General features: G+C 67.3%; 12 protein-coding genes. 3 read left to right on the top strand and 9 right to left on the bottom strand.

What is annotated here, in order from left to right; all coding sequences use genetic code 11:
* Nucleotides 1-4: 4 nt before the first annotated feature.
* From FS845_RS18795 to FS845_RS18760, 9 genes are all read right to left on the bottom strand, one after another.
* Nucleotides 5-928 (bottom strand): type II secretion system F family protein, encoded by a 924-nt coding sequence (locus FS845_RS18795; protein ID WP_144638179.1) that lies wholly within the window; start codon nt 926-928, stop codon nt 5-7.
* Nucleotides 928-2298 carry a CpaF family protein gene (locus tag FS845_RS18790; protein WP_144638177.1) on the bottom strand — a complete coding sequence of 457 codons (1371 nt, stop codon included), beginning with the start codon at nt 2296-2298 and terminating at the stop codon, nt 928-930. Before FS845_RS18790 ends, FS845_RS18795 begins: the two co-directional genes overlap by 1 nt.
* 15 nt (nt 2299-2313) lie before the next feature.
* Complete coding sequence (locus tag FS845_RS18785) at nt 2314-3660, bottom strand: pilus assembly protein CpaE (protein ID WP_144638175.1); 1347 nt, start codon at nt 3658-3660, stop codon at nt 2314-2316.
* Nucleotides 3657-4958 (bottom strand): type II and III secretion system protein family protein, encoded by a 1302-nt coding sequence (locus tag FS845_RS18780; protein ID WP_144638639.1) that lies wholly within the window; start codon nt 4956-4958, stop codon nt 3657-3659. Before FS845_RS18780 ends, FS845_RS18785 begins: the two co-directional genes overlap by 4 nt.
* A gap of 126 nt (nt 4959-5084) precedes the next feature.
* A complete protein-coding gene (gene cpaB / locus FS845_RS18775; protein WP_144638173.1) occupies nt 5085-6047 on the bottom strand; it encodes a Flp pilus assembly protein CpaB in 963 nt (320 codons plus the stop codon).
* Nucleotides 6044-6571, bottom strand: coding sequence for a TadE/TadG family type IV pilus assembly protein (locus tag FS845_RS18770; protein WP_144638171.1), 528 nt, complete (start codon nt 6569-6571; stop codon nt 6044-6046). Before FS845_RS18770 ends, cpaB begins: the two co-directional genes overlap by 4 nt.
* Before the next feature lies 1 nt (nt 6572).
* On the bottom strand, nt 6573-7010 hold the full coding sequence (locus tag FS845_RS26575) for a TadE family protein (protein ID WP_409929314.1): 438 nt from the start codon (nt 7008-7010) through the stop codon (nt 6573-6575).
* Nucleotides 6968-7483: a prepilin peptidase gene (locus FS845_RS26570; RefSeq protein ID WP_260986348.1), complete on the bottom strand. Its 516-nt coding sequence runs from the start codon at nt 7481-7483 to the stop codon at nt 6968-6970. The genes FS845_RS26575 and FS845_RS26570 overlap by 43 nt, the downstream gene beginning before the upstream one ends.
* Nucleotides 7484-7584: 101 nt before the next feature.
* Nucleotides 7585-7800 carry a Flp family type IVb pilin gene (locus tag FS845_RS18760; protein WP_144638168.1) on the bottom strand — a complete coding sequence of 72 codons (216 nt, stop codon included), beginning with the start codon at nt 7798-7800 and terminating at the stop codon, nt 7585-7587.
* Between the two features lie 688 nt (nt 7801-8488).
* Here FS845_RS18760 and FS845_RS18755 point away from each other — a divergent pair.
* From FS845_RS18755 to FS845_RS18745, 3 genes are all read left to right on the top strand, one after another.
* Complete coding sequence (locus tag FS845_RS18755) at nt 8489-10204, top strand: ShlB/FhaC/HecB family hemolysin secretion/activation protein (RefSeq protein WP_144638166.1); 1716 nt, start codon at nt 8489-8491, stop codon at nt 10202-10204.
* A gap of 298 nt (nt 10205-10502) precedes the next feature.
* The gene (locus FS845_RS18750; protein WP_144638164.1) at nt 10503-12218 is read left to right on the top strand and encodes a collagen-like triple helix repeat-containing protein; all 1716 of its coding nucleotides are present in this window, start codon (nt 10503-10505) and stop codon (nt 12216-12218) included.
* 35 nt (nt 12219-12253) lie between these two features.
* Nucleotides 12254-12805, top strand: coding sequence for a MarR family winged helix-turn-helix transcriptional regulator (locus FS845_RS18745; RefSeq protein WP_144638162.1), 552 nt, complete (start codon nt 12254-12256; stop codon nt 12803-12805).
* Nucleotides 12806-12855: the final 50 nt, after the last annotated feature.

Below are 12855 nucleotides of genomic sequence, written 5' to 3'. Positions count from 1 at the left end.
TTTCCTATACGCCCCGCGCCATGCGGTAAAGCCAGTACGAACCGCCGATCTGCAGGGCCACCGCGATCATCAGCAGCTTGAAGCCCATGGGGTCGTTCCACATCCCGGTGAAGAGCGCGTTGTTGAACATGATGATGAACAACGCCAGGCCGATGGGCAGCAGCGCCAGGATCCAGGCCGACAATCGCACCTCGGCCGACAGCGCCACGAGTTCCTCGCGCGCGTGTTCCAGGTCGCGCATGAATGCGGCCATGCGTTCCAGCACCTGGTCGCTGCGGCCGCCGAAACGCAACGCCAGCGAAATGACCGAGGAAACGAGGAACAGTTCGCGCAGCCCATACTGTCGCGACACCTGCAGCAACGAGGCATCGAGGTCCTTGCCCGAACGGGCCAGTGCGTCGGCCCGTTGCAGCACCTCCAGCAAAGGCTGGTCGATATTGGCCAGCCCGCCCTGGAAGGCCGCGCTGACGCTGTTGCCGATTGTGATCAGGCGCACCACCGCGTCCAGGAATGACGGCAGCTGCGCAACCATGCGCCGCTTGCGGCGATCGGCCTTGTACCAGATGCGGAAGTACGACAGCAGCATGGTCAAGCCCAATGCCGCGGCGGCCGAGAACCAGCCGCCGAGCAACCACGCCAGCGCGGTCACCACCACCACCGGCAGGATCAGCATGAAGTAGAACCGCGGCGTGGGGCGTATGCCCGCCTGCAGCAGCAGCCGCGCCCAGCTGCCTCCGCTCTGCGGCACGTAGCGGCCCTCGAAGCCCACGGATACCGCACCCTGCACGGCTGCCTGCGTCTCCAGCCGCTTGGTCAGGAACGCGGACTGCGCCGAATGGCGCGCATCCGCGCCAGCGCGGCGCAACAGCAGCGCGGCGCCCCCCAGCAGCAGCACCGCCAGCAACACCAGGACGAGAGCGGCGCCCATCAGCGTCTGCGCCCCCAGAACCCGCCCCCGCCGCCGTTCTCGGGTTCGGGCGGCGCGGCCTCCGGTGCGCCTCGCAGCTCATTGCGCACGCGCGCCAGCTTGGGCGTGTGCGGCAGGATGCCCAGGCTGACCCAGTTGTCCTTTTCTTCGCCGTCTGGCGTCATGAAGGCTTCGTAGCGATACAGCTCCTGCGTGGCGATGACGTTGTCGCCCATGCCGGTGACTTCGGTGATCGAGGTGACGCGGCGCTTGCCGCTGGGCAGGCGGCCAATTTGCACGATGAAGTCCAGCGCGCTGGCGATCTGGCGGCGCAGGCTGTCCTCGCTGCCCTGGAAACCGGCGAAGCCCGCCAGCATCTCGATCCGGTACAGGCACTCGCGCGGCGAGTTGGCGTGAATGGTGGCCATCGAACCCTCGTGGCCGGTGTTCATGGCCTGCAGCATGTCCATGACCTCGGCGCCGCGCACTTCGCCCACCACCACGCGGTCGGGACGCATCCGCAGACTGTTGCGGATCAGGTCGCGAATGGTGACCGCGCCCGCGCCGTCGAAGCCGCCCTGGCGCGACTCCAGCCGCACCACGTGCGGATGGTTCAGCGACAGTTCGGCGGTGTCCTCCACCGTGACCACGCGCTCATATTCGGGAATGAAGAACGCCAGCGCGTTCAGCAGCGAAGTCTTGCCCGAGCTCGTGCCGCCCGACACCAGCACGTTGCAGCGGTTGCGCACGGCGGCGTTCAGCAGCCGGAAGACTTCCTCGTTGAAGGTGCCCAGCGTCAGCAGGTCATTGGGCTTGAGCGGGTCCTGGCGGAATTTCCGGATCGACACCATCGGGCCGTCGACCGCCAGCGGCTCGATCACCACGTTCAGGCGGCCGCCGTCCGGCAGGCGCGCGTCCACCATCGGGCTGGACTCGTCCAGCCGCCGGCCCAGCGGCGCCAGGATGCGGCGCACGATGCGCAGCACATGCTGGTTGTCGGAGAACCGCAGGTTCTCGCGCGCCAGCACGCCGCGGCGCGACACGAACACGCTGTTGTAGCCGTTGATCAGGATGTCTTCCACCGCCGCGTCGGCCAGCAGGTCCTCCAGCGGCCCCAGCCCGGCCAGTTCCTTGGTCAGCGCCGCGGCGACCTGCCCCATCTCACCCTCGTTGATGGGCACGCGGCGCAGGCGCACGAAGCTGGCGACCTCGAGGTCGACGAACTCCTGGATGGCGGTGCGCGTCCAGCGGCCGAACTCGGCGCCCAGTTCCTCGATGCGCGACAGCAGGTGCTCGTACGCCAGGTTCTTCACGTCCTGGAAACGCTGGCTGGCGGCGAACTGCTGGTCTCCCGCCGGCGCATTCGCACCGAACTCCATCGATGACATCATGATCGCAATCCCCGTTTATTCCGGTGCCATGCGTTTGTGGACTCCAGGCAGCCAGGTAGCCAGCCAGCCCGACGAGCGCGCGCCTGGCGAAGCCGCGCCCTCCGTGGCCGTCAGGTGTTCGACCAGTTGCTGCACCGCGCGCACGTACACGTCGCGCTCGGCCTGCTCGTGCAGCAGATGGCCCTGGTTCAGGCAGGCCATCAGCGGCAGCGTGCGGTCGGGCAAGGTCCCTGCCAGCTTCACGCCGAAGCGTTCGGCAATCTGGACCGCCGTCATGCCATAGCGCTCGTCATAGCGATTGACCACCAGCTTCAGCGTGCTCTTGTCGACGTGGTGCCGCTCGAGCTCGCGCATGGCGTCGGCCAGGGCCACCAGCGCGCTGACGCTCTGGTCGGTCACCAGCCAGACCTCTCCCGAGGCGCGCGCCAGCTTGGCCACGAACTCGGGATCCGGACAGCCGCCGGCATCGGTCAGCAGCATGCCGCAGTGCTGGCGCAGGCGCTCGAACAGCATCAGCGAATCGGACGGCGACACCGAGCGCATCTGCATCAGGTCGCGCGGCAGCGCGATGGCACTGATGCCCGACGCCGTATGGGCCAACGCGGAATTGAGCAGCGTGCCATCCAGGCGGTTCAGGTTGCGCACGCCTTCGGCGAAGTCGAAGTCGCTGCTGACGTTGAGGTACAGCAGGCAGTCGCCGATGGGATAGCCCAGGTCCAGGACGCCCACGCGGTCGGACAGCGGCAGCTGCGCCGCCATGACGTCGCCCGGCTTGGCCGGCCTGCCCGCGGGATCGCGATGACGGCCGAGGGCGGCCTGCGCCAGCCGCTCCTGCATCAGGCCCGCCGCGTGCACGGCCAGCGTGCTGGTGCCCACGCCGGGCCGCGCGCCCACCAGCAGCACGCTGCGCTGGGTATTGCGGCCGGGCTCGGAGCGGCGCGCGGCGATCAGCCGCTGCACCACGCCGTGGACCTCCTCGGGCGAGACGGACGGATCGACGAAATCGCTGACCCCCGCGCGCAGCGCGGCGATGGCGCCGTCGGGCTGGATGACGTACCCCACCGCCACGCGCGGAATGGACGGCGCCACCCGCGCCAGGATGCGCGCCAGGTCGGCCGAGGCCAGCAGCCGGCCAGGGTCGGACGGATTGAGCGTGAAGTCGAGGAACACCACCTGCGGATTGATCTCCGCCAGGCGCTGGGCCAGCGTGTCGACCGACGGCGACTCCTGCATCAGCAGGCCCAGATCGCCGATCGCTTGCCCCAGCTGCTGCGCAACAGTGCTGTTGGCGGAGCAGAACAGGAAGCAAGTGGCCTTGTCGAGGGCAACTCCTTCGCGGGCATGTGTCTTCATAGTCGTCACTGTGAAAAGCCGGGCATCTTCTCGCCGCCGACCCATGGGCCGAGCAGATAGTTGCCCCAGGCGTTGAAAGCGGAATCGGTGCGCTCCTGGCGCGCGCCGGGCATCGGCAGCGTCACCCCACGCGCGATGGGTCGAACCAGTCGCGGCGTGACCACGATGACCAGTTCGCGCTCGTCCTGCGAGTACTGGATGTTGCGGAAGAAGCTGCCGATGATGGGCAGGTCTCCCAGCAGCGGGATCTTGTTGACGTTGGCCCGCGTGTTGCGGGACACCAGGCCGGAGATGATGTAGCTCTCGCCGTCACCCAGTTCGACCATGGTGTCGGCCTTGCGCGTGCGCAGCGCGGGAATGACCGTGGTGTTGTCGTTGTTGAAGATGGTGATGCCGTTGGCGTAGTCCAGCTCGCTGGCTTCCGGCGCCACCTTCAGGGCGATGCGGTCTCGCGAGATGACCGTGGGCGCCACCGTGAGGCCGATGCCGAAGGGCTTGTAGACCACGTTCTGCGTGCCCAGGCCGCCCGACTCCGGCACGGGAATCTCGCCGCCCGCCAGGAAGCTGGCGCTCTGCCCCGACATGGCCACCAACGTCGGCTCGGCCAGCACGCGCGCCAGGCCGTTGGTCTGCAGCAGCTGCAGGGACGCGTTGAAATTGTTCGACGCGTAGTTCAGTGCGCCCAGGAAGCCGCCGGACGCCAGATCGGGGGCCAACTGCACCCCGCCGCTCCACGGGCCATTGCCGCCCGCCGTGAAATTGATGCCGATGTCCTTCATCACCGACCGCGACACTTCGACGACCTTCACCTCGACCTGCACCACCCCGCTGGTGTTGACCACCGACATGTCCACGACCTTGTCCTCGCCGCCGCCGGCCGCCTGCGCGGCCGAGGCCGCGCCGCGATGCAGGTCGGCGGAAGGAGCCACGCCAGTCACCAGGCCGTAGCCGCCGGCCGCGTCCACGTTGGCGCCCACCGCGACGCCGCGCTGCGCCAGCGCCGCCGCGACGTCGGACGCCACGCGTACGGTCCAGACCTCAGGGTCGCGCGCTCCACGCGTCCAGATGCGAACCTCGGTGGTGCCGGCGCGGCGGCCGATCAGCATCACCTCGCCGGGGCGGTTCACGCCGGGGGGCAGCACCTTCACGTCGGCCACTTCGGGATCGCCCACCGCCACGCGCGTGGGGGTGGCCGTCAGCGGCAAGGGCTGTTGGCCCTTGACCGTCAAGGTCACCTCGCGCGGGCCGGCAGGGGCCGCGGGCGCGGGCTGTGCGGATGCCGCCGTGCCGCGGGGCTGCGCCGCCATGGCGTGCGGGGCCGCGAGGGTGCAAGTGCCCACCACCGCCACGAAGAGTCCACGCCCGACGATCTGTACTGTTTTCATGCGGCTCTGCTCGTTCGAATTGAGGAAGTCCATGGAGGGTGCGTCCGGTCAGTAGCGTACGGATTGCACGTCGGTGCCACGCACCACTTCGATGCTGCGGCTGCTGCCGCCGGCCGCGGCGGCGGGCCGCGGACGGGGCCGTACCTCCGGCGCCGGCGCGGGTCCGGCCAGTTGCGGCAGCACGTCACCCGCATAGGCCGCGTTCACGGCTTCCTTGGCCTGCGCCTGCTGCTCGGCCGTCAGGCCGGGCTTGACTGGCAGTACCGGCACGCGCGCCACGAACAGATCGGTATCCGGCACCGCCTCGTCCTCGGGAGCACGCAATGCCATCTGCAAGCGGCCAGACTTGGCCGCCAGCAGCAGTTCATTCACCTTTTCCACCGGCACCGCCAGCACGGCGTTGCGCGGCGCGGGCGGCGGCTGGCGCGACTGCCCCGGCGCGGAGCCCTGTTCCTCGCCCGCGGGCGGACCATCCACGGATTTCAGGCCGTATGCCAACACCTTCACGCGGGACTGCAGCAGGCGGGTCTGCGTGCCTTGCACCTCGGCGCCCCGCTCCACCACGTAGAACAGGTCCACCATGTCGCCGGGCAGCACGCGGTTCTGCACGCCGCTGGTCTCGTCGACGGGAATCGTCACCGCGCGCTCTCCCGGCTGCAGGTAGCGTGCCAGGCCCTTGGCCAGCAATGCGTCGCTCAGCGGCTGGCCGGCGGCGATGTCCAGGCGCACGTACTCGCCCACCAGCTTCTCGGTACTTGTGTAGGACTGGCCAGGCTGCATCGGCCACTGCTCGGTCTTCAGGGCATCGGGCGCGATGCGTTCGCCGGCGGCAATCGCCTTGGCGGCCACGACGACGGGGAACGTGGCGCGAGCCGGCGCCGTATCGTTGTGCGTCACCGTCGGCGCGGGCGGCGGCGGAGGCGCCTGCGTGGCCAGGCGATAGGCCAGGACGCCCAGCACCGCCGCCAACAGAACCAGCAATACGGCGGCGATCTTGGTGATGTTGCTCATGTAGCGGGCTCCTGCGGGACCTGGGGAATCTGGACGACGGCACTGGCCGACAACGAGGACGGAAACCAGGACGTGCTGCCGGACAGCGACTGCGAAAGACTGCGCATCATCGCCATCAAAGGCCAGCCAGCGGGGGTGTAGACGACCTGCACGCGCACGCACGGCGCGGCCACGGCGCCCGCCATCGTCCAGGTGCAAGGCGCGAAGGTCGGCGTGCAGCCGATCGTCTGCGCGCCGCTGGCATTGGTATCGGAGAAGCGCAGCGCCTCGCGGCGCACGCTCAGGCAGGCGAGCGACTCGAGTTCGGCGCGTCGCAGCTCGCCTTGCTGCGAAGCGATCAGAACCGCCTGCGCGCCTTCGCCCGCTGCCTTGGTCAACTTCTGCTGCATCCAGAACAGCACGCCATAGCCGACCAGGCCCGCCAGCAGCATCAACAGCAGCGAAATAGTGAAAGCGAACTCAATGGCGGCGGCCCCGCGCTGACGGCGCGAGGCGGAGAAGGAGGACATGGGATGCGCGCGCATGTCAGCTGGACACCGGTTGGTCTGGCTGCCCCCCCACGCGCACCGAGGCGCGCGCCGCCAGGCTGGTCGGCACCAGCGCCTGCATGCCCGGCAGCAGGGGGATCAGCGGAAACGCGCGATAGGCGTAGCTGACCATCACTTCCAACTGGTCGTCCTGCAGCGGCACGCCGCTGCACGCGCCCGCCCCGCTAAGCACGCCGGTGGGCCCGCATACCGTGATGGCGGCCGGATTGCCGCCCATCTGTCCGACCCAGGATGCCTGCCGATTGGCATTGCTGGCGGCCAGCCCGGCGCGCAACGGCAATGCGCGGCCGCCCTGCCAGCGCAGCGCGCTGCGAGCACCTTCTTCGGCGGCGTAGTTCAGTTGCTGCTGGGCGGCGAAGACGAAGCCGTAGGTCAGAAGACCGTAGACAACCAGGAAGAACACCATGAACACCATGGCGAATTCGACGGCATAAGAGCCAAGCTGCCCGCCGCCAGCGCCGTATATGCCGCATACGGAACGCCGCGGCGCTCGCGGGGATCGCGCGGATGGCGGATCACCCACCACACCTGACCCAGCGCGTGCAACCCGCTGGGCAGCGCCCCCAGCAGCATGGCGATCAGCCAAGGCCAGACACCGACCATCAGCCCCAGCACGGCCAGATACTTCACATCGCCCGCGCCCATCAGGCGCAGTTTCCAGAAAACCAGGAAGATCGCACCAAGCAGGAACCCACCCAATGCGTCGGCAAAGCCCTGCGCTCCGGCGCTGGGCGTCATGCCCAGTACCGAATGCGTGGCGAGCCACAGCATTTGCGCGATGAAGCCGAACACGATCAACCGGTTCGGCACGCGACGCGAACGCAAGTCGCACCACATGACTGCCACGTTGAAGGCGAGAAAGACTGCCCACCATACGATCTCCCTCAACAAGAGGTGCTCCAACTTCTACCGCCCAGGCCGGTCCCGTCCGCATGGAACGGGACCAGCCGAAGCGTGATGCTCAACGACGAAAAACCACATCAGGGGGGTTACGACCCCTGCGTACCGCTACCGCCACCACTGGGAGCCGCGGGCGCGGTTGAGTTCAGCGCATTGCTGATACGGGTGAAAAGGCCGCTGAGCGACGTGCCAGTCGTGGTCAGCACGGCGATGATCGCGACCGCGATCAAGCCCGCGATGAGGCCATATTCGATGGCGCTGGCACCCTCTTCGTCCTGCCAGAAGTTTTTCACTTGAGCGTACATACGTAATACCTCCAAAAAACACACAGAAATGACCCGCAAGCTCGGATCCTGAAAACACCGGCATGCGGTGCTGCGGTTTCGGCCCCAAGAGACTGGAAGCCAGCCACCTAGTTGGGGGTCACGCACAAATCATGCCTTTGCATGAGCAAAGGCCGGCAGACCAAGGTAAAACGGTTTACGACCCACGTACGAACACCGTCGCCGCGCATAATGCGCAAGGCGACAACCTTGCAGAGGTCGTATTATTTTTCTGGCGCGGCCTTCAGGCCACGACCGAATGAATGAACACAGTGCATATCCTCCGGAAAAACCCCAACCGTTTGGAGAAGAACCACTAAAAATGCACAGTCTTGTTTTGAAATGTTTAATCAGTCTTATCTATTTACAGAGCTCTGCCATCAGGGTTTTCCCGCACATTCGCAAGTTTAAGACATAATTTTCTGCAACAGATATTCGCGAGAGTCGCAGCTTCTCCCAAAGCCGTTAGAGTCATTCAAATTTTTGCATTAGTGCGGCGCAGCAACTCCGATAAAATCCAATTAATCGCGTTAACGCGAAAATTGTCGTTACCCGGCAATGATGGCAATATGCGGCAACTGCGGAGCATATCAGTCCCCCAATCCCGCGCATGCCGCAGCGGTGCGTCCGGCAAATGCCCGGCACGCACGCGCCGCGACCGAACGTTGCCATGAACAGACCCTCCGTTTCTGCTGTCCTGCGTCTTTCCTCGCTCACGGTCCTGTTATTGGGATGCGCATCCAGCCATGCTGCGGGGCCGCTGCGTGGTAATCCCGTCGATTCGATTCCGCCCATCGATTCCCGTCCGCAACCCCCCGAACCCGCTCCCGCCGTGCAGGCGCCCACGCCGGAACAGCTAGCCGTGCAGGCCCGGCTGGCGCAGCGCATCGTGGTGCGGAACTTCGACGTCTCGGGCGTCAACGCCATTCCCTTCGACGAGGTGTCGAATATCCTGGCGCCGCTGTCCGGCAAGGAAATGGCGGTGGGCGACCTGGTCAAGGAGGTCGACAAGATCACCGAGCTGTACCGTGCACGGGGTTATCCGCTGTCATTTGCACTGCTGCAGAACCAGACGTTCGCCAATGGCCTGGTCGTGGTGACGGTGGTCGAGGGCTATATAGGCAGCGTGCAGGTCAATGGCGAGGACCTGGGCGGCGCCAAGGACCGGCTGGAAACCCTGGCCGGCCCGCTGCTGGAAGAAAAGCCGCTGACGCAGCCGACCCTGGAGCGGGTTCTGAACCTGATGCGTATCGTGCCGGGCGTGGCCATCACGCCCGCGCTGGAGCTGCCGCGCCGGGCAGATGGGTCGACCGAATTGCGCGTCGACGCCAAGCGCACGGCCTTCACGGCAAACGGCGGCGTGGCCGACCTGGGCACAGGCATGCAGCCCCTGGTGAACCTGGGCACCAACAGCCTGACCCCGCTGGGCGAACAGCTGAAACTGACGGCCGCCCTACCCTTCAATACGGACGACGTCCGATACTATTCGGGCGAGGCGCGCATTCCAATCGGACGCGACGGATTGGCGCTGAAGATCGACGGCTACCACTATCAGGCCCGGCCGGAAGACGACAACCTGGAGTTTCTGGGCTTCGACCGGAAGGTCACCACCGACCGGATCGGCGTGGGCGTCAGCTATCCCCTGCTGCTGAACAACCAGCGGTCCCTGACGGGCACGGTGGGGGTATATGCGGTCAATGCCAAGGATCGCTATGACGTGCGCACCAATGACCGCTGGCTGCAGCAGAATACCCGGGTGCGCGCGGCCACGGCCGAGCTGCGCTATATACAGGTCGACCCGAACCGCAGCACCGACGTCACCGCCAGCGTGTCGCACGGCTTCGACGGCCTGGGCGCGGACAAGAGCATTGTCACCAACTACGGGTATTCGGCCACGCCGGCCGTCGACCTGGATTTCACCCGTTTCAATCTGTCGGCGCGGCAGACGTTCGCGCTGCCGGCCCAGTTCGGGCTGGTATTCGCCGGGGCGGGCCAATATACCTCCGACCGCATGCCCACGTCCGAGCAGGTGTCGTACGGCAGCTGGCGTTTCGGGATGGGATACCCCCAGGGCGAGCAGAGCGGCGACAAGGGCGTCGGCGTATCCGCGGAACTGAACCGGCGTTTCAATACCGGATGGCAGTATCTCGCGGCGGTACAGCCGTACGTGTTGGTCGATTATGCGCGCACCTGGTACAACAACCAGGACCTGCAGGATCTGAACGACAGGCACCTGTCCTCGGCCGCCCTCGGATTGCGCGTAACCGACGACCGCTTTTATCTGTTCGACTTCAACGTGGCCAAGCCGATGGGCTCGCGGCCCATTGGCGACGACCGCGGCGTGCGCTTCAACGCGAATTACTCGCTGTTCTACGATGCTCTGTAGTTGGGGAGTTTCCGTTACGTAACGCCAACGTAACGCCCCCCGTAACGTCACCCGGATATTCGCAGAAAAACAACATTCCCAACGCCCTGGAAGTCAGGTTCGGCGGACTTTAATTCACTTGTCGTTTCTGAGCTTCTCGCCCCAACACTCTGATTAAAAAGGATATTCGGAGCACCCTGGGTAAACCATGGCGGGCGGTTTACGCGACTTTCAAAAAGCTGGCATGGATTGTGCATAGGTAGGGTATCGGGCCCAACAGCGTGGCCTGAATTCCCAACCTAATGAGCAGGAGCTCACCATGTCTGCCAAGCAAGAAAACCAAGCCAAGCGTAGCCGTCTGATTGCCCCTCTCGTTTCGGCCATGCTGGCCGTGGCGCTGGTGGGCTGCGGAGGCGGTGGCGGCCATCGTTCCAACGGCAACGTCGCCGGCGGCGGGGAAGTGCCCACGGATCCGACGGGCCCGGGCAATCCGAATAATCCCGGCGATCCCAATAATCCCAACAATCCCAATAACCCGACCGCCAACGCGGGGCTGCTGGAAACCGCGCTGGGCAACACCGGCACGGCCGTCGACGGCCTGCTGCCGATCGGTTCGTCGGGTTCGCTGGCCGGCGTCGGCGCCGCGCTGGATCCGACCCTTGTCCCGGTCGTCGACACCGTTACCGGCCTGACGCAGCAAGTCGGCGCCACCACCGGCCTGGGCCAACCCGTGGACGGCGTGCTGCAGCAGGTGGGCGGCACCGTCAGCAACCTGGGCGACACGCTCGGCGGCACCGGCCTGCCCGGCAACCTGAGCACCGGCCTCGGCGGCCTGGTGAGCGGCCTGGGCGACACGGTCGGCAGCGTCGGGGGGCTGCTGAACGCCAATCCCGACAATCCCCAACCGCTGACCACCATCGTGGGCAACGCCACCAACGCCGTCGGCGCGCTGACCGGCGCCCTGGGCGGCGAAGGCGGCCTGCTGCAGCCGGTGAATCAGTTGGTCGGCGGCGTGGCCGGCGGCGTGCTGAGCGGCCCGTCCACGCCGATCCTGGAGCCGACCCTGGCCAACGCCGGCTCGGCGTTGGACAACGTGGTCCCGGCAGGCCTGGAAGGCGCGCTGGGCGGCGTCGGCAAGGCGCTGGATCCGGTGGTGTCGCCGGTAGCCGGCACCGTCACGGGCCTGACGCAGCAAGTGGGTGACACCACCGGCCTGGGCGCTCCCGTGGCCGGCCTGCTGAGCAGCATCGGCGGTACGGTGGCCAACGCCGGCGGCAGCGTGCCCGGCGGCGCGCTGGGCCTGAACGGCGTGCTGACCAACGTCGGCAATGCCGTCACCAGCGCCGGCGGCCTGGTGCATGCCGGGGCCAACGCCAACCCGCTGGGCAACACCCTGTCCAGCGTGACCGGCGCGGTCAACTCGCTGACCGGCGGCCTGGGCCTGACGGGCGACAACGGCCTGTTGACCCCGGTGACGGGCGGCCTGCTGGGCGGCCTGACCGGTGGCGCGGCAGGCGGCGGCACGGGCGGCCTGCTGGCTCCGGTGACCGGCCTGTTGGGCGGCGTGACGGGTGGCGCCACCGGCGGCAACAACGGCGGCCTGCTCGCTCCTGTGACCGGCCTGCTGGGCGGTGTGACGGGCGGCGCCACCGGCGGCAACAACGGCGGCCTGCTGGCTCCGATCACGGGCCTGCTGGGCGGCGTGACGGGCGGCGCCACCGGCGGCACGGGCTCGGGCGGCACGGCCAACGGCGGCCTGTTGGGCGGCGTGGTCGGCGGTGGCCAGAATGGCGGCCTGCTGGGTGGCCTGCTGGGCGGTGTGGTGGCGGTCGGCGGTTCGACGTCGGTCAGCACGGGCGGCACGACGGTCACCACCGGCGGCGGCGCGGCGGCTGGCGGCGGCGCGGCGACCACCACGGGCGGCTCGACGGCGCCCGCCAACAACGGCGGCCTGCTCGGCGGCCTGCTGGGCGGTGGCCAGAACGGCGGCCTGCTCGGCGGCGTGCTGGGCGGCGTCACGGCCAGCCTGAAGTAATCCACAGCCCATCCAGAACAAGACGGAGCGACACCATGCTGGAAACGGACCGCATCTACATGCAGCAAGACCGCAGGTCGGACGGGAACGACGGCTACGACCCCATGCACCGCACGGGCCCGATCGACGACATCGCGCTGGTCATGAGCCGGCAGCTCGGGGTGTACCTCTCGGCCACCCAGGCCGCCATCGCCGAGAAGCTTGGACTGTCGCTGACGGAACTGAAGGCCCTGGAACTGGTGCAGGAGTTCGAAGCCCTGCCCACCGGCCAGCTGGGGCAGTTGATGGGCATCAGCTGGGGCGGCACCACCGCGCTGATCAACCGGCTGGAAGCCGCCGGTTACGTGCAGCGGGGCCGCCACCCTCTGGATCGCCGCGTGATCGTGATCCGCCCCGTGGCCGAGCGCTGCCGCGATCTCGAGCGCGAGCGCCAGACGCAGGCCGACGAGGTCGCCTTCATCGGCCGCCAGTTCGACCCGCAGCAGCTGCAGGCGGTGCAGGCGTTCCTGAAGCAGTACATCCGTACGCTGCGGCACGACACGATGGCGTGGCTGCACGCCAGGCATGGACTGGACCTGAACGACTGATCGTTGTTCGATAGGGGTTCATGCGGGAAGGCCGGCGTTGACAACGCCGG

This window comes from Bordetella genomosp. 13 (genome assembly GCF_007679965.1).
Classification (GTDB): domain Bacteria; phylum Pseudomonadota; class Gammaproteobacteria; order Burkholderiales; family Burkholderiaceae_B; genus Bordetella.
Note: the sequence above shows the minus strand (reverse complement) of the source record. Positions and strands in the feature narration are given on the sequence as shown.